Origin of the sequence: Paenibacillus lutimineralis, assembly GCF_003991425.1 — a bacterium.
GTDB lineage: Bacteria > Bacillota > Bacilli > Paenibacillales > Paenibacillaceae > Fontibacillus > Fontibacillus lutimineralis.
The window spans coordinates 2,135,294-2,153,273 of record NZ_CP034346.1 but is presented as its reverse complement, the minus strand read 5'-3'; the positions used below and the strand labels follow the sequence as shown (position 1 = coordinate 2,153,273).

15 protein-coding genes and 5 tRNA genes are annotated in these 17,980 nt (G+C 46.6%); 3 read left to right on the top strand and 17 right to left on the bottom strand.

What is annotated here, in order from left to right; all coding sequences use genetic code 11:
* Positions 1-46: 46 nt before the first annotated feature.
* The gene (gene manA / locus EI981_RS08855; protein WP_126997316.1) at positions 47-991 is read left to right on the top strand and encodes a mannose-6-phosphate isomerase, class I; all 945 of its coding nucleotides are present in this window, start codon (positions 47-49) and stop codon (positions 989-991) included.
* 112 nt (positions 992-1,103) lie between these two features.
* On the opposite strand, the gene EI981_RS08850 is transcribed toward manA, so the two are convergent.
* The 7 genes from EI981_RS08850 to EI981_RS08820 all read right to left on the bottom strand — a co-directional run bounded on the left by EI981_RS08850 (position 1,104) and on the right by EI981_RS08820 (position 5,940).
* A complete protein-coding gene (locus EI981_RS08850) occupies positions 1,104-1,619 on the bottom strand; it encodes a DinB family protein (protein WP_126997314.1) in 516 nt (171 codons plus the stop codon).
* A gap of 27 nt (positions 1,620-1,646) precedes the next feature.
* On the bottom strand, positions 1,647-1,859 hold the full coding sequence (locus EI981_RS08845; protein ID WP_126997312.1) for a DUF3006 domain-containing protein: 213 nt from the start codon (positions 1,857-1,859) through the stop codon (positions 1,647-1,649).
* Positions 1,860-1,866: 7 nt separating this feature from the next.
* Positions 1,867-2,808, bottom strand: coding sequence for a ComEC/Rec2 family competence protein (locus EI981_RS08840; protein ID WP_126997310.1), 942 nt, complete (start codon positions 2,806-2,808; stop codon positions 1,867-1,869).
* A 158-nt stretch (positions 2,809-2,966) separates the two neighbouring features.
* Positions 2,967-5,186, bottom strand: coding sequence for an Ig-like domain-containing protein (locus EI981_RS08835; protein WP_126997308.1), 2,220 nt, complete (start codon positions 5,184-5,186; stop codon positions 2,967-2,969).
* 208 nt (positions 5,187-5,394) lie between these two features.
* A tRNA-Lys gene (locus EI981_RS08830) sits at positions 5,395-5,467 on the bottom strand.
* A 149-nt stretch (positions 5,468-5,616) separates the two neighbouring features.
* Positions 5,617-5,689: transfer RNA gene (locus EI981_RS08825), tRNA-Lys, on the bottom strand.
* Between the two features lie 165 nt (positions 5,690-5,854).
* Positions 5,855-5,940 (bottom strand) — tRNA-Leu (locus EI981_RS08820).
* A 206-nt stretch (positions 5,941-6,146) separates the two neighbouring features.
* On the opposite strand from EI981_RS08820, the gene EI981_RS28985 reads away from it, so the two are divergent.
* Complete coding sequence (locus tag EI981_RS28985) at positions 6,147-6,296, top strand: hypothetical protein (RefSeq protein WP_162616137.1); 150 nt, start codon at positions 6,147-6,149, stop codon at positions 6,294-6,296.
* 31 nt (positions 6,297-6,327) lie between these two features.
* Here the strand turns inward: EI981_RS28985 and EI981_RS08815 are convergent, their stop codons facing one another.
* The 9 genes from EI981_RS08815 to EI981_RS08775 all read right to left on the bottom strand — a co-directional run bounded on the left by EI981_RS08815 (position 6,328) and on the right by EI981_RS08775 (position 15,469).
* Positions 6,328-6,801 (bottom strand): ASCH domain-containing protein, encoded by a 474-nt coding sequence (locus tag EI981_RS08815; RefSeq protein WP_126997306.1) that lies wholly within the window; start codon positions 6,799-6,801, stop codon positions 6,328-6,330.
* Between the two features lie 775 nt (positions 6,802-7,576).
* A tRNA-Ile gene (locus EI981_RS08805) sits at positions 7,577-7,650 on the bottom strand.
* Positions 7,651-7,675: 25 nt separating this feature from the next.
* Positions 7,676-7,749 (bottom strand) — tRNA-Met (locus tag EI981_RS08800).
* Between the two features lie 125 nt (positions 7,750-7,874).
* The gene (locus EI981_RS29200; RefSeq protein WP_179015995.1) at positions 7,875-8,039 is read right to left on the bottom strand and encodes a hypothetical protein; all 165 of its coding nucleotides are present in this window, start codon (positions 8,037-8,039) and stop codon (positions 7,875-7,877) included.
* Positions 8,040-8,143: 104 nt separating this feature from the next.
* A complete protein-coding gene (locus tag EI981_RS08795; protein WP_126997301.1) occupies positions 8,144-9,664 on the bottom strand; it encodes an ABC transporter substrate-binding protein in 1,521 nt (506 codons plus the stop codon).
* Complete coding sequence (locus EI981_RS08790) at positions 9,661-10,557, bottom strand: ABC transporter ATP-binding protein (RefSeq protein WP_127004499.1); 897 nt, start codon at positions 10,555-10,557, stop codon at positions 9,661-9,663. The genes EI981_RS08795 and EI981_RS08790 overlap by 4 nt, the downstream gene beginning before the upstream one ends.
* A gap of 10 nt (positions 10,558-10,567) precedes the next feature.
* The gene (locus tag EI981_RS08785; protein ID WP_126997299.1) at positions 10,568-13,480 is read right to left on the bottom strand and encodes an ABC transporter permease; all 2,913 of its coding nucleotides are present in this window, start codon (positions 13,478-13,480) and stop codon (positions 10,568-10,570) included.
* Complete coding sequence (locus tag EI981_RS08780; RefSeq protein WP_126997297.1) at positions 13,480-14,592, bottom strand: permuted SH3 domain-containing protein; 1,113 nt, start codon at positions 14,590-14,592, stop codon at positions 13,480-13,482. The genes EI981_RS08785 and EI981_RS08780 overlap by 1 nt, the downstream gene beginning before the upstream one ends.
* The gene (locus EI981_RS08775; protein WP_227011772.1) at positions 14,555-15,469 is read right to left on the bottom strand and encodes an ABC transporter ATP-binding protein; all 915 of its coding nucleotides are present in this window, start codon (positions 15,467-15,469) and stop codon (positions 14,555-14,557) included. The genes EI981_RS08780 and EI981_RS08775 overlap by 38 nt, the downstream gene beginning before the upstream one ends.
* A gap of 339 nt (positions 15,470-15,808) precedes the next feature.
* Between EI981_RS08775 and EI981_RS08770 the strand changes: the two genes are divergently transcribed.
* Positions 15,809-17,395, top strand: coding sequence for an S-layer homology domain-containing protein (locus EI981_RS08770; RefSeq protein WP_126997295.1), 1,587 nt, complete (start codon positions 15,809-15,811; stop codon positions 17,393-17,395).
* A gap of 107 nt (positions 17,396-17,502) precedes the next feature.
* On the opposite strand, the gene EI981_RS08765 is transcribed toward EI981_RS08770, so the two are convergent.
* Positions 17,503-17,814 carry a winged helix-turn-helix transcriptional regulator gene (locus EI981_RS08765; RefSeq protein WP_127004495.1) on the bottom strand — a complete coding sequence of 104 codons (312 nt, stop codon included), beginning with the start codon at positions 17,812-17,814 and terminating at the stop codon, positions 17,503-17,505.
* Between the last annotated feature and the right edge of the window lie 166 nt (positions 17,815-17,980).

Sequence of the window (17,980 nt, the reverse complement as noted above, 5' to 3'; positions counted from 1 at the left end):
TTGCTTGACAACTTCTAATCACAGCTAAAAAGGAGAACATAACACGATGAACGAACCTATTTTTCTTCAATCGGTATTTCAAGAACGGATTTGGGGAGGCCAGAAGCTGAAGCAATTGTTCGGCTATGACATCCCTTATGAACACACAGGTGAATACTGGGCAGTCTCCGCCCATCCTAACGGTCAGAGTATCGTGAAGAGCGGCCCATATCAAGGGATGCTGCTTGGCGAATTGTGGAACTCTCATCCGGAGCTGTTCAACTCCTCTTCCACCGTCTTCCCGCTGTTGACGAAACTGTTGGACGCTTCTGACGATCTATCCGTTCAGGTCCACCCTAACGATGCCTATGCAGGTGCTCATGAGAATGGAGAGCTGGGCAAGACAGAATGCTGGTATATCGTCGCTGCTGAGCCGGGTGCCTGCATTATCTACGGTCATGAAGCGAAGACGAAGCATGAGTTGGAGTCGATGATCGCAGCGGGGAACTGGGATTCTCTCTTAACTAAGGTTCCTGTAAAAGCCGGTGACTTCTTCTATGTACCTAGCGGTACAATCCATGCACTGGGCAAAGGCATTGTCGTACTGGAGACACAGCAAAGCTCGGATACGACTTATCGTGTCTATGACTATGACCGTAAAGATAAGGATGGCAATACCCGCGAGCTTCATCTGAAGAAGGCTATCGACGTAACTAGCGTCCCACAAGCTTATCAAGCCGTATCCTATGACACCAAGGAAATCGAAAATGGCGTCATTACGACCTTCGTCTCTAATTCATTTTTCACCGTAGAAAAATGGAATGTTGACGGCAAGGCCAGCTTCCCAGAAGCCAAGCAATATACGATCTGCAGTGTAATCGATGGTAATGGCGAGCTGTCAATCGACGGACAAAGTTATCCTTTGGCCAAAGGAGATCATTTCATTCTCCCTATCTCTTCAGGTGACTTCCAATTGAATGGCAAGCTTGAGTTGATTATCTCTCACGAGTAATTTAGGCACTGGTGCCCTACCCTTCTGTTCTAAAATATCACAAACGGCCAAGCGATCCGTCCCCGGATAAGCTTGGCCGTTATTCTGTCTGTATGTTGGTATCTATGAATCTCTAAGCAAGATATCGTTCATTAATGATATTCATATGATGGATCGCATGGCCGGCAATAATATAGCCTAGGGAGCGTGCAGAGCCTTCTCCCCCACCATAATGGCCCATGCGCTGCCAAGCTGTCTCATCCAGCCTGCGTATCAGCGACAAGGTATCCTCCCTGACGCACTGAAAGTCCTTCAGCAGTTCCCCTAACGTGAATCGGTCGAAGCCCGCATTACTTACGAAGAGCTGCTCCTCAAAGCCTGGTAGCGGTGTTGTATCGCCTCTGGCGATACGAAGCAGCCGATAGCTCATAATACGTTCTGTATCTGCCATATGCCCGATGACTTCCTTCAGACTCCATTTGCCTTCAGCGTAGCGGTATGTTCCCTGCTCCTCAGTTACGGAAGCAAGCCGATCTACGATTTGTGAGATCTGTCCCTCTAACAATTCCAATAGATTGCCTCCAGGTACCAGGTTCACATACTCCTGAAAATGAGGTAAAAATTCTTCGGATTTTGGTCGTGACAGCATACAGTAATCCTCCCTTTGGTTCATTCTTCAATCTTCCCAGACATCTTCCATTAATCTCTTGATTTCCTTGCTTCTCGCCTCGGTCTTCTGCAGATTCGTCAGCCACAAGCCACTCTTCCATTCTACAATGTCTCCCTGCCTAACTTCCTTGTCAACCTGGCTGCGTGGAACATTCCTCATTTGGCCTTCTACTTCAATTCGGCATATATCTTCCTCAAAGCCTTCAACGATCCCAACCATGACCGTGTCACCTTTCCGCCGTAATATAGTACTTCATTCCATCGGAGGCTATCTCGATATTCCCTTGTAAATCGTTGCGATATACTTCTACCTTCTGCTTCGCCAGACGATCCAGTATCGCTTGCTTCGGATGGCCATAGCTGTTGTCCGCTCCTACTTGGATTACGGCATACTTCGGCTTGACCCGTTTCAAGAAGGCCAGTGTCGTCGAGGACTTGGAACCGTGATGACCAACCAGCATTACATCTGCCTGTAGCTCTCTTCCGGAAGACAGCATAGCCTGCTCACTCTCTCGCTCAGCATCGCCAGTAAGAAGGTATGAGCTGTTGCCATATGTAATTCGAACTACTGCACTCATGTTGTTCGTATCATCACTAATTGTCACAGGAGCCACCATCTCGCTACTTACCTCTTCGTCCCAGTCGAGGCGAACGCCAGCCTGGGCTGTCTTCACCTTCAGCCCCTTATTCTTGATCGATCTAAGAAGCGATTCATAGGTTTTCGTATTGGACTGGATCTTCGGCATATAGACGGCGCCAACTTCGAAATTGTCAATCACTCGATCAAGGCCGCCAATATGATCCGCATCCGGATGCGTTCCGATCACGATATCCAGACGATCAATCCCATAAGCATGTAGGCTATCAACCATTTGCTGTTCACGGTCATTATTCCCCGCATCAATCAGCATTGTCTTGCCAGTTGGACTAATCAGGAGCTGCGAAGCTCCCTGCCCTACATCTAGGAATATGACCCGCAGACGCCCTTCATTCTCCCCTGCTTGCGTCGTTACAGAAGACGAGTCCGTCGGACCAAGCCAATCCTGCCAGCCGCCCTCCAGCAAATAAAACCCGATAAAGACAGCTAGAAGAACTACGATGATGCTATTTTTTGATGTGCTACTTTTGGACTTGCCTTTCGACTTGCTTTTTGTAGTACGTTTTGCCATTGTTGTAGATTTCCTTTGCTTTACATAGTTCTTATTTTGGTTCATATCGTGGGATAGAACACTTGTTCCTTAATTATATGCCAAGCCCAAACCTGAATCAACCAGGAATGTAAAAGAACCGCCATGGAATTCTCCAAGGCGGCTCTGGAAATAAATCATTACTTTACTGTGACCCGAACGGACACTGTCTTATCACCGAACTTCGCTTTGATTGTAGCCGAACCTTTGCCGACCGCTTCAATCTTTCCGTTCGTTACTTTCGCAACGGACGCTTTGGAAGTCGTCCATACTGCTTTATCATTCACAGATGCTGATGCACCTGTATCATATTCTGCAGTAAGCTTCACTGTCTTCACATAGCCAGGTGCGAGCTTCAGGCTCTTCTCGTCGACCGTAAGCTTGGTCAGCTTTGGAACTACGCTCACCTTCACACTAATTGCTTGTCCTTGATAGGAGCCTGTCAAGGTCGCTGTCCCTTCAGCGATAGCTTTTACCGAGGTAGAGGAGATCGTTGCCACCTGTTCATTGGATGATTGCCAACCTACCTTGCTGGACAGAGTTACCTTCTTGCCATCCGTATAGTAACCTGTAACCTTAATCGATTTGCTCTTCTTCACATTCAATTCGATGCTGGTAGGCTCAACGACGATCTTCGTAATCTTCGGTTCAATCGTCATTGGAACGCTGATCATTTTATTGGAATAAGTCCCCTTCAAAGTGGCTGAGCCTTTATTCAGACCTTTTACAACTTTACCTGTAGGCGTCGTCTTCACCACTGCATTGGCACCGGTAACTGTCCATTCAATATCATTGGATACGTCACCTTCTCCGCCATCTTCCCATACAGCCGTAACCTTAGGAAGCGGCATCTCTTCGCCAATTACAAGACTTATTTTTTCATCCGGCATAATAAAGGTGAGGACTTTCTCTTTTACTGTAAGTTCAATGCTTACGCTCTTCCCGCGAATGCTGAGCGGAGAACTAACTTCTGAATCAGGCAGCTTCGCGGTTAGCGTTACTTTACCTGAATCCTTGGCAATAATTTTACCGTCCTCAATCTTGGCGATATCTTCATTATCCGAAGTCCATTTCATATTGCCGCTGAAATCGACCTTATCATCGTCCAGCTTGGTAGCCGTCACTTTAGGAAGACTTAGCTTATCGTTCTTATACATTTCCAGCTCAGTCTTCTCTACGGTTAGATCCGTAATTGTTGGAGCAACGGTTACTTTAATGTTCTTAGTGACTCCAAGATGACTAACCTTAATCGTCGAAGATCCAGCAGTCATACCTGTAACTAAGCCTTTAGATACGGTAGCCGACAACGGACTCGATGAATTCCACTCGGCAACTCCTGTTACGGAATCCGTGGAATTCGCGCGGCTTCTCATCTCCGCTTCAAGCTGCAGCCTTTCGCCGATGAATATCAATTGATCCTCTGCAGGCTTAAGCAGAATTACTTCATATGGAGCGCGCACATATACGTCGATCTTGGCTTTGACGCCGAGATATTCAGCTGTAATCGTCGCCTTACCGGAAGCCTTAGCCTTCAGCTTGCCTTCTTCAATCGTTGCTATATTGCTGTCTGAAGAAGTCCATTTCGCCTTCGTAGTAACGTCCAAGGTTGATTTATCACTGGTCAATGTTGATTGAGCTGTTAGTGCTACCTCGTCGTCACCAATCAAGAGCTCAACATCTTCATCAGTTACGCTTGTTCCTGCGCGAAGGATATTTAATTCAGAATACGGTGAGCTTACAGTCGCTTTAAAAGAAGCCGTTAGCCCTTTGTATTTGGCCGTAATCGTTGCGTCCCCTTCGCCGACCAGCGTGATTTTCCCTTTCTCAATCGTCAGGACCAAGGAGTTCGAACTGCTCCAATCAGCATCAGCTGTAACGTCCTTCGTCTCCCCTTGACTTCCCTCGATAGCCGCTAAAGCAGTAACCGTCAAGTTCTTCTCGTTGGTTCCCAGCTTGTACTTCCCTTTCGCCGAATATTCCAACGTCAGCTCTTTGTACGTGTCTACCGCCTTGATTTCTATCGTGGACACTGCGGAGTTGTTATAAACAGCTGTAATTATTGCACTGCCGCTCTTCAGCGGCGTTACAAATCCGTTGTTAACACTAATGATCTCCGGGTGGTCGGAGGACCAATCCACTGCCCTGGTCAAGTCGCGTTTGACCGACGAACCCTCTACAGTTCCCCACACCTTCAATTGCTTAGTAGACTTTCCTACCGTTAGCTCAATCGGTGATCCGGAACCTTCAATATCAATCGAGACGACATCTCCTGTGGCTGCAAAAGCACCCGTAGGAAATACGACAGCCAGGAGCAGCGCCACTGTAAGGAGCCATCCTGTCAGTTTCCTCTTTCCAGTCATTCATTTCTCTCCTTTGGTTGTCATGTCTGCCGGAATCCATATTCAGGCCTATAGGTAATATATCGACATACAGGAATAATTTCGTTACCCTAGACCAGAAAATAATACCTTTGTCCTATAAATAAAAAGAGCTGTACAGTAATCCATTCCGATTACCATACAGCACTCTGAGCAACAAAGAAACGGCATCTCTGCCGTTTCTAAAGGATGGATCGTCAGGGACTCGAACCCTGGACCACATGATTAAGAGTCACGTGCTCTACCAACTGAGCTAACGATCCAAATTATGAATGTCACTATCAACTCTTATATAATAACATAGTGACTAGAATGTTGCAATAATTATTTACTGCCAGGCAGCAATCATCTAATATCTTTCAGTGTCATATAAGGAACAAAGGAACGGCAGCGATGCCGTTTCTAACAGGAATGGATCGTCAGGGACTCGAACCCTGGACCACATGATTAAGAGTCACGTGCTCTACCAACTGAGCTAACGATCCAAATTGTTAATGTCATTAAAGAACTTTTATATAATAACATAGTCACTCAGGATTTGCAACATCTTTTTGAAGCCTGAACCCTGCTTGTCAAGGATTAGAAAAGATCGCAGGTCCCTTCATCGAAATGAAAGACATGCGATCCTCCGTCAACCTTGTAAGCACGAATGCCGAGAGCGGGACTTGAACCCGCACGGTGGTCACCCACCCCAGGATTTTAAGTCCTGTGCGTCTGCCGATTCCGCCATCCCGGCTTACTGTCGACGCAAAATAGGTTAGTCCTATATACGATGCGTCTTATAGGGCAGCTTCTCTATGTACAAGAAAAATCCTGCGTTTGTTATTATAACATGCTACTCCTGAGATAATCAAGTTTTTATCATAAGCAGCTTTTATCATGGGCAAACTTAGAACTGCTTAAGCTTAAAATTCTATACATTATACATTGGAGGGTTCCTTGTTGAAGAATTCTGACGATCATTACAATATAGCCTCTCTCAACGATACAGCCACTGCAATCACAATTATTAAAGAGGCCGAAAATCAGTTAACCCAAATTACCGGGCATGAAGTCACTTTAATTGCTTACGAAAAGAATGAAGAGGACTAATCTGTTCCTTGAGCATTACCTGGTTGAATGACTATTTCGACCAGGTATGCTGCATTTCATCCATTTTCAACAGCGGATCATCTGGAAGGTTCCACAGCCCAAGTCTCCCTGTTGCAGGCAGCGGTCTCTCCAAGAATCCTATACGGCCTATTTTCCAGGCATAGCGTCCTTCAGTGTAATCCCCGAAGGCATATTCCGCTCCCTCCACTATATAACCTTCATCTCCTAGGATGGCCGCAGTCCCTAGATCCGTTCCAACATAATAGCATTGTTCCAGTCTCCCCACCGCGATCACTGCCCCAAGTGGCAATTGATCCGAGGTATACCCACGCCTTTGAAGAACGGAACGATAAGGCTCCTGTTGACAAGTTGTCTTATCTATCGCTTTTCCTGCATGAATCGCCAGCTCGCCCCTGTATGCCGTCCTCCAGCTGCGGGTCTCAAACTGCTTCTCCCCCAGAGCCACTAGGGTTGCCCATGGCTGCCTAATCGTGATTATCTTCATGAAGAACTCCCCCCTGTTATTTGCTGATATTCTGGACTCATTGATGTAGATATAGATAGACAAACATACAGTCATACAATAGTTACACGCGTATAATGATGTGAACCTAAAACAAAGGAGCTGAAGAAAAATGTCAGAATGCCATAACAAATGTCCAGAACAAACCGTATTTGACCCGCCAACTACAGTGTATAAAGATTACTTCCATCCACAAGTTGTAAACGTAGTGCATCCCGTTGAGATCATCAGACGACATCATTGTGTACCCGTGCCAAAGCATCAATTCTGCTATTCTGTAAAAGATGTGTTTTGCGGCAGACCTGAACTGAGAGGCCAAAAGCGCGGCCGTTAATCACATCTTTATTCAGCAAATTCTACAATAATAGCTATACCAAATACGATATTCCCTTCTTCCATCAAATAATCCCTTGTATTCCAATCATATAAGTAAGCCAGGTCTCCGTTCGGAGGCCTGGCTTTGTTCGCATATTAATATACCATAATCCCCCACCAACTACTTCACTCATATGTGATTTCCTACTTTTATGTAGAGTACACACTATCCTATTCTATTTTCTGTGAAGAGATTGGACACCTTTCCCTCATAAATCGTCTATTTTATGTGATGCTTGTACTGCAAGATATCCACCCGTTACATAAGGCACTACCGCCGTTAGCAAAGGCGTTAGCAACAAGCTATCAAATCCTAGAAGTCTAGGATTCTATCTCCTATAAACAGCAAAAAACCCTTGCATAGCAAGGGTTTCTCGCATAATGGGCCCTGAGGGACTCGAACCCCCGACCAATCGGTTATGAGCCGACCGCTCTAACCAACTGAGCTAAGGGCCCTTGCGACAAATGACTAAAATAAGTATTGCGGGGGCAGGATTTGAACCTACGACCTTCGGGTTATGAGCCCGACGAGCTACCGAACTGCTCCACCCCGCGACAATAAATAGCGACAAGTAATAATATACACGAGTATGCCATGGTTTGTCAAGTGTCACTTTAAGGGACTGTGCAAATAATTGCTTATCAACAGAAATGAATTGGAAAGTCGTCTCGGATTGAATCTAAGGAATGAACCTGACGCCATACTTTCCACGCTTGGAGCGGAAGATTTCAATTTCGTTCATGCGGTCGAAGCCGTAAATCCAGCCATCTTGTTCTAATCTCTTCGCAAGGCAGCCAGCTTGAAATTTCGTACGATACAATTTATTGAAGTATACCCAATGCATTTACGATCTCCTCCATACAGATTTGGTTCATCGATATATAGATTGCCCAGAATTGTACAAAAAAAGCCGCCGAAATAATTTCCAGCGACTTTTTTATTATTCAATCATCCTTTACTTGATAACCCAGCAGCCGCACTCACATTATCTTCAGGAATATAAGGCGTTCCATCTTCTTGGAATTCGGTCTTAGGATTAAGCTTAATCTCCTGCAGCATCTTGTTACCCTTCTCCGACCAATCCTTCAGGGCTTCTGTTGATGACTTTTTCTTATCTAATACCTCTTGGAAATAAGTTCGGCCGAGATTTTCAACGTAGTATAATCCTCGCTTCTCTTGCTTCAGCTTATCATCCTTCGGATTTGTTGGCGGAACCGGTTTGATATTATAGAATGCCCCGATATTATAAGATAAGCCTTGCCTTGGTTGGATGTAAGACTTCCGGGCAACCATCTCATACGAATTGCTCCGCGACTTCAGCTTCGCCCAGTCTTCGCCGGCAATGAACTTAATATAATCCCAGGCCGACTCAGGATTAGGTGCATTGGTGTTAATAGCAAACGTATTGTTAAGATAAATGTTGCCGCCAATATCCGGCTTCTCTGGATGTGTCGGAAGCGTAACCACATCCCAATCGACTGGCGTATAATCCTTGATCTTGGCCGCATTAGTATTGGCATCAGCAATTTCGTTAATATAATAGCTCTCGGAGATCATCATCGCGACCTTGCCAGATAAGAACATATCATTGGATATCGGAGTCCAATTCTCATCATAGTTGACATTATTGTTATTCGGTATTACTTCTTCTTTAACGAGATTACTGATCGTATCCCATGCTTTAATCCATTGCGGCGATTCCACCGTCATGGTCTCAGCCTTCTCATCATACATCCTTAGCTGCAGTGGAGCCATATAGGTGTACTGCATATCCCAGAATGGGTCATTACCCATATAGCGATTGAAGGAGAATCCATACACGCGATCCTTGCCTGAGCCCTTCGCCAGTCTCTTCGCTAGATTGAACACATCATCCCAAGTCATTTTATCCGTAGGAGGCTCAACTCCAGCATCGGATAACAGCTTCTTGTTATAGAACAAAGCGGATGAAGAGAATGAAGGAGTTAGCGCATAAAGACTTCCCTCTCCTAAATCCTTAATGCCATCAATGACCGCTGGAACGAAATCGCTTGTGTCAAATTTGTCCTCCTGGACTAATGGATCAAGCTGTTTCAGCATATTTTCCTGGATTAGCTGTTTCAGCACACTAACGTCTGTAACGACGACATCAACGGGATTGCTGCCGGTCATAATTTTCTTCATACCGTCCAAGTAATCCGGCTCTTTATAAGGCTCTGATCCATCATTATAGCGCCAATCGCTCTGATTAATTGCAGGGACAATTTCGATCTTCACATTTTTTCTGTCGAATTCATAAATATCTGTGTACTGTTGACGGAAATAAGAGTCATCCATATTACCGCCATACAGGACGCCGATGCGGAGTACTTTCTCTTGGTTGCTAACCGGAGTCTTTGCCCCGCTGCATCCAGCAAGCAACCCCAGGGCCATGGTGGCCGCAAGGGATACTGTCATCATTTTACGCATTTTTCCGTTCTTAAGCTTCATGCGTTCTCCTCCTCCAATGATTTCGGCGCCGTAATCACAATCTTGTCACCATCAAACTCCATGCTGGCTCGCCCCTGGATCCCGACTGCTTCAAGATACTCCTTAGGAACCTGCAATCTCCCAACCCGATCGACAACGACAAATGCTTCGTGTACTTCTTGAAGTCCGCCTTGATGGAAACCACCGTTCTCCATCGTTGCCAGATCCAGATTTGGATTACGCTTGAGAAACTCGGTACTCGTTAATCCGTCACGAATGGCAACAACCCGGTCAACCTTGCCTGCCAGTGTTAAATCATGCGTAACGATAACGACCGTAATTCCAAGCTCTCGGTTCACATTGCGGAATATGTTCATGATCTGGTCAGAGGTTGCTGTATCAACCGAGCCGGTCGGCTCATCCGCCAATAGCAGCTTGGGACGATTCGATAGCGAGATAGCGATGGCCACGCGCTGCTGCTCCCCACCGGAGAGCTGATGCAGCTTGCTGTGCATGCGATCTTTCAGACCGACCCATTCAAGCAATTGCTTCGCATAGGCCCGATCCAGCTTACCGCTTAACAGCATCGGCATCTCTACATTCTCCAAGGCAGACAGATAAGGAAGCAAGTTGCGTCCGTTGTTCTGCCATACGAAGCCAACGGTATTCCGCTTGTATTCTACCAGCTGATCGTCACGAATCTTCAGCAGATCCCAGCCGCCTACATTCACTTGACCCGCGGAAGGGCGGTCAAGACCACCCAGCATATTCAGCAGAGTTGATTTGCCGCTGCCGCTATTCCCGATAATCGCCATCATCTCGCCCTGATTCACCGTCAGGTTCAAGCCCTGCAGAGCGACAACTTCGATATCGTCCGATTTAAAAATCTTAACGAGTCCTTCACAATAGATCATTTCGTTCATATTACCGCTCCTCTCCCATCTTGACTGCCTGGTGTACACGCAAGCGACGGATCTGCCATAACAAGAGTCCGGCACCGAGCAGCAGCATAACTAGAACGACAACATATAATTGCATCGTATCCGAGGAATTGAAAATAATTCTGAACGGAGGAACCTGTGAAGTTACGTTGTCTGCAGTCTGCAAGAACGGCAGATACAACTTACCGGCCACTTTGCCGATAACGATCCCGAGTACTATAGATAAACCTGCGGTTAGCAGCTGCTCCGCCAATAGCATGAGTGTCAGCTGTCTGCGCGATAAGCCCATAGCTCGCAAAATACCAAATTGTACAACCCGGCTTGACAAGTTGAAGAACCAATACATGACATAACCGATTAAGGATACAATTACCGAGACTAGGAAGCCCATGCTCAAGATCCCGAATACCCCACCGCGAGTAGGATGTTTCTTCTGCGACGCCAGTTCGCTGCGTACATCCTTGACCGAATAGAGATCGATATTCTCACTAGCCAGCTTCGTGACGAGCGGTCCAACCTTGGCATCCGGCTTCATCTTGAGCCACACTTCATAAGGAAGAATCTTAGCCTGATCATAAATATAATCCAGGTTGGCAATGAGGAACGGAGATTCATCCGGATACATACTAGGCCAGTACGGCAGAATCCCGTACACAATGAAATCTACAGATCGCTCCGCTAAAGACACCGTAATAATGTCGCCGGGCTTAAGCTGATACTTCTCCGCCAGATTGGACGGAACAAGCGCAGCGCCCTCATTCATCCCCAGCAAATTCAAATATTGATGCGGAGCTGCCGGGAACAAGTCATCGCGGAACCAGGCCACCTGATAAAAATCAGCGTTATCAATCCCCATAATGTTCCCTTGACCTGCTGAACGTCCGGAGATGATAAGATTGCCCTTGGTCTGCAGCACCCGGGCGGCATGCTCTACACCTTCCAGCTTGCGGAATACTTCAAATGGCGGTTCGATATAATTCGTCTTGGTCGGTTTATTGCCCTGGCCATTTCCAGGTCCTCCACCCGGGCCCCCACCTCCAGGATTGCCTCCTCCTGGATTACCTCCGCCAGGGTTGCCTCCACCACCGGAGCCTCCTTGTCCTTGACCTGTTGGCGGCTTAGTTGGCGCTTCAGGCGTCTCTTCCCACACGGTCTGCATGATGACGTCCGCCCCATATTTATAAAGCGTACGCTCCGTCGAGTTCAGATCAATCGTACGGGCGGCAGAAGCATTATATACACCCAGCCCTAATGTTAGAACCAGCAGAATCATCAGTGGGTAATAGGAAGAAGCTGAACGGGATAACTGGGTAAGACTCAAATAATATGGAACCGGCAGCCACTTCTTGCCGATCCAACCGATCAGCTTAAGAATCCATGGGAAAATCCGCAGGAAGAATAGCCCGATCGAGAAAATAGCCAGCGCCGGAACGAAGAACAAGAAAGGCTGCACCTGCAGCTCATCCGTCGTCATCCCCGTCTGGAAAGTTAACATTTGGCGCTCATAGAACAGGTAATAGCCGTATCCAGCGACCCCCATCAGCACAATATCCAAGCACCAGCGCTGCCAGGTTGGCATGCGATCGTTACGAGCCTGTTTGCGCTTCGCATTGACAATGGAGGCGCGGGCATAAGATACCGCCGGAAGTACTGTAGCAAGAATCGCGATAAGAACCGCCAATCCTCCAAGAAGAAGCGCATCCATATTGAAGCCAACAGGAATGGACTTACGATTGACAAAGGTCAGGAAGCCGTCAGCGGAACCGATGCTCTTTGACATAAACCAGCCGAGCAAGGGGCCGAATATCATGGCAGCCACACCTAACATAATCCCTTCCAGCAAATAAATGAAAATAATCTGCTTGGTAGAAGCCCCCCGACTGCGCAGCACGGCAATATCACTCTGCTGTTTATCCAATGACTGCTTAGCATTCATAACAATATAGTAGAACACCATGGCGATCATCGGGGCCGCAAGCGTGAAGAGCAAGGTTTGCATCTGCAGGCTCTGCTTCCGGAAATCATTTAACAGTTCACCAAAAGATAGGTCCACCTTCGTATCCTTCAGCTTCTGATATAGCTCAACATTCAATCGGTCAAGCGTGCTCGATAATGGCGACAGTTGACTCGTCTTGATCTCACGTAGATCAAAAGCATAATACCAGCTAGAACCATGAATCGGAATCGATAATTTCTTAAGAAGAGCCTCATTAAATACTTTCTCATTCACGAAGAAGCTGTTCATCATTCCTTCGAACCCTTGATACCAATAAGGATCCGTCTCATCCGTCGGCTGGAATGTACCGACAATCTTTATCTTAAGAACGATGCCAGATCCGCCTGAGACGGGATATTCCATCACATCCCCAACATGCAGATCTTGCCGATACATCGCTTCTTCCAGCATTAGTGCTTCCAGAACTTTTCCGTCATAGTTATCCGAGGTAATATTGCCCCCTGACACCGAGATATGATCTTGAAGACCACTCATGGAATTGATCGACATCGTCCGCATGCGGCTCGCATCGACCTTCGTCGGGTCCTGCGGATACACCTCCGCGCTTCTTAGGGAACGGGCATTAACATAGGCCTTGAACGGAAAATTAATTTCCCCTGGAACTTCCTCAGCAATATACTTATTAACAGCTTCAAGTCCCGCAAAGTCAGTCTTCGTTCCTCCTACCGCCTGGTAGCTCATAATCAGAGAGCCGGCAGGAAGTCCTTCACTTTGTTCCTTCAGGGTATTAGAAACAACGCGCTTAAGCGCTCCGTCGGAATACATCGGTATGCTAACCGTAAAGGAGACCGCCACGATCAAACCGATTAAGGTGCTCAGCGTTAACCATTTCGTGTTCCACATTTTACGGAATAGCAAACGTAACATCGGCACTCCCATTAACGACCCACTACTTTCTGTCCAGGTGTGAGGCCTTTAAGAATTTCAATATCCGTAGATGTCTGCATACCTACTTCTACATCGACTTCACGCTTGGATCCATCTGCTTCAACGACCTGCACATAAGTACGCGAGCCGATGGTACGCAGGGCAGATATAGGAATTAATGTCGCCTTCTCCTTACGGTTAGTTACGACTTTAACACTTAACTGACGTCCTCTCTCCAGATCCTTTGGCCATTTATCCAGTTCGACGATCAGATACTTGTCGATTGAATCCTTTTCAGGTGCGCCGTTATTGCCATTATTCCCGTTGTTCCCGTTGTTCCCGTTTTTCGACGAATCCACAGGAGCAGGCATTGCCTTGATTTTTCCGTTGACGGTGCCGATCCCGTTAATATCAACTTCGGCTTTCATGCCAATTGCTAGCTTTTGAAGTTCCTCCTTGCCAAAAGAAGCAGCGACGACAAGGGATGAAGTATCGGAAATAACACCTAGCGAATCATAGGCTTTGATCGTTCCTCCCTTTTGAGCGTTAACCGAGACGATCGTACCTGAGAAAGGAGCCGTTAACGTCCCGTCAGCAATTTTCTGCTCAAGATCAACCAATTCCTGACGTTGTTCTTCGAATACGATGGATGCCTTCTCGAATTCAATCTCATCCATTTCATCCTTCTTCCGCAGCGTTTCCTTCATCGTTAATTCCTGCTGGCGGAAATCAAGACGCTTCTTGCGCAGATCCTTCTCCAAATCCTTCACTTCAAGTTCTAATAGGACATCGCCCTTCTTGACTTTATCCCCGGCCTTGACCCGAACATTCTTGATATGAAGCCCATCTTCAGTAAAATAGAGCGGCTCTTCACGCTGACTCATAATTTTGCCGACAGCGTTTACGGACTGCTGAATAGGTTCAGAACGAACCGTGTATTCCGGTTTCTTCGAGATCGTTGGCGGGGTAATGACCGGCAGTACTTCCTCCTCATCTTCATTAGGAAGCAATGAACATCCCGTAGATAGAAGAAGCGCGGTACAAATGGACAAAAGCCCCAGCGATCTTACTACCTTCCTCTTTCTTCTAGTTAATGAATCTTCCATCCACCATTTCATAGACATGGTCTGCTACCTCCAAAATTGTTGGGTCGTGTGTTGTCATACATATTGTCACTTGTTCTGTATGTATTATATTTTTGAATACGGCCATGACCTGAGCACCCATTTGTGTATCCAGGTTCGCCGTTGGTTCGTCCGCCAGCAGCAGCTTCGGACGGTGTGCTATCGCCTTGGCAATCGCCACACGCTGTTGTTCACCGCCGGACATCTCGAACGGTCTATGGAACATCCGTTTACCGAGTCCGACTAATTCCAGGCAATGGGTGACACGTGATTTCCACTCGCTGGAAGGTACATTTGCCATCCGCAGCGATAATTCGACATTCTCCCAAGCAGATAGAAGCGGAAGCAGGGCATAAGCTTGAAATATAAAGCCAATTCGATCCCGGCGCAGCTTCGTACGCTGATTATCGCTTAACGAATGCAAAGGATGATCCTGAAAAAATATCTCGCCTGAAGAAGGCTGATCCAGCCCCCCTAGCATATTGAGCAGCGTCGTTTTGCCTGAACCGGATCTTCCTTTAAGCATAACGAGCTGACCGCTACGAACCTCCATATTGATCCCTTTGAGCACATGAAGTTCACCCCCTCCAACAGGAAAGGAGCGGTGAACGTCTTTAACCGTCAGAATCGGCCCCTTCGGCTCTTCCACCTGTTCTTGGTCAGGAGAAGAAGGTTCGTCCGAGGTATGCTTCTGCTCAGATTCAGCCGCAATAGTCGCAGCTTGCTCCGTTGCAGCCTCGCCTGAAGGAACAACATGTTCATCTGCCGAGGACTCTGGAGCGGGTTGCTCTTCCGTATTGTCCGCTGTCACAGCGTCTACAACTTCTTCTCCGCCGGTTTCAGAGGATTTTACTGGTTTGCGAAGCCATCGCATCATCTTGTATCGGTCTCCTATATTGATCTATTTTTGTGGTTTAACGTCAGTGGGTAACGCTTCATTACACCGCTTGGCCCACGTATCCCATACGTTATGCATTATAAACGAAAATACATGGCAAAAAGTTACAAGATTTTTTACTAAAATGAGATATATTCACGCAAGAGTTTCAGATCTGTTTTTCATCCTACGAAACGCCGTATCGTTAGAGAAACTAACTACCTCTATTACCAAAATTTAAATGCTGATAGACCGCTTCTTTTCTGATAGTATAGCAGAGGTTTCTATAATGATTATTTAAAACTTTCTTATTATCTACCGGAAAAGAGGATCCACAACATGAAGATTACTAGACTTACTCTTCTCCTGCTCATTTGTCTGTTCATGGTAGAACCAATTACGTTTGCCAAGGGCAACGCGCTGCCGTTCCAGGATATTGGCCAGAGCTATGCCAAGGAAGCCATTCTCTATATACACGAGAAAAACATAATGAACGGCACAAGTGCAGAGCACTTCTCACCGCGACAAGCAATGACCCGTGCTGAATTAGCCACTACACTTGTTCGCCTGCTAGATATGGAGCCGGTTACTCCGGCCGTTCCAACCTATACAGATGTGAAGAAGCAAGCTTGGTATTATGAGACCATCCAGGCTGCTAGTGAGCTTGGTCTAATTACGGGGAACGGAAATGGTACATTCTCTCCGGCACAATCGATCACCCGGCAGGAAGCGGCAGCCCTGCTCATCCGCGCCTTAAAGGAACAGACTGGAGCCTATGGACTTAATAGTTTCAATGACCGTTCCTCTATCGCCGAATGGGCGCGGCCCTACGTCGCCACTGCGGCTGAACTGGGCCTAATGGAAGGAAGCGATGGCGCATTCCACCCTAATCAAGCCCTGACCCGACAGGAAGCAGCCATGTTGCTATACAGAGTGCTCCAGAATGAAAAATGGCAGCAAACAATCAATTCGAAAGCGCCCGCTTCCATCCAGCTTGGCTGGCAGTACGGCCAGACTACGGAAGAATATGAGCGCTCGATTGGCAAATCCAACGTTAATGTTCTGTCACCCCGTTGGTTCTTCCTTAACCAGGACGGTTCGGTGGCGAGTTATGTCGACACCTCTCTGATCGATTGGGCTAAACAGAATAACAAACAGATATGGGCGATGGTCGGCAATCGCTCTTTGCAAGAGAACACGCATGCTATGCTGAGCTCGAAGCAGGAATCAACAAATTTCATTGCCCAGCTTAAAGCGGCGGTCGTGAAGTACGGCTTGCAAGGGATCAATCTTGATTTTGAAAATGTAGCTCCGCAGGACCGGGAAGCAATGACTGCTTTTACGGCCGAACTGGCGACACAATTGCATAAAGTTGGCGCCAAGCTGTCTGTCAACGTCTCTCCAGATTGGAATTCGGACTGGACGGAAGCCTTTGATTACGCCAGCCTGGGCAGCAGCGCCGATTACATCGTTCTGATGGGCTATGACGAGCATTGGTCGGGGTCACCCAACCCTGGATCCGTATCTTCCCTACCTTGGTTGGAGCACGGGCTTGACACCCTATTGAAGGAGGTTCCTGCTTCCAAAGTCATTCTGGCAGTGCCGCTATACAACAGGGATTGGACCGTCAACAGCAAGACCGGGGCGGTTACATCCGAGGATATCACATTAACCGAGCAGAACACACGGATTCAGAAGTTCGGTTCAGGGTTAAATTGGAAAGAGGAATTGGGACAGTATAAGGCTGTTTATCAAGCCAATGGAATTACCCATCAGCTGTGGCTTGAGGAGACCCGTTCACTCTCTCAGAAATATAAAATGGCTTCAGAACGGGGTATTGCTGGATTTGCCTACTGGCATATCGGTGGAGAATTCCCGGCTATATGGCCAAGTCTACGCAATATGGCTAAATATATGGCGCAATAGATCACCGTAATATAGTACAATAAAAAACAGTGTGAATCAGTGAACTAAACTGGTACCCATAGACTGGACACTTTGAAAAAGAGTGTTGGTTATGGGTACCTTTTTGTTCATATTTGATTTGCCACGCCCCATCTGCACATTTCCTCTAATATTGGCATTAAACTCTTTCCTTTTGGCGTTAAGGAGTATTCCACTTTTGGAGGAATTTGAGGGTATTCTTTTCTCTGAATAATTCCAGAGCTCTCTAGTTCACTTAACTGAGAACTTAACATTTTGTGAGTGATAGCAGGAATTTGCCGCTTTAACTCTCCATAACGTAAAAACGTATTGGAAGATAATTCATACATTATTTTCATTTTCCACTTGCCACCGATTAACGATAATGTGAAGTCAAATGGTCTTTGTTTGTTGTGTTCCATAAAATTATTGCTTAATCCTGGCAATAAAATCACTCTCCTTTAAGTAAGTATCTAACAAAAAAGTGCATACTAGTTTTATTTGTATTTGAGTTTATAATTTGGGATGGATTCATGAGTATTTCAGAAGTCTATAACAATTCAATTATAGAATCGACATATTACTTAA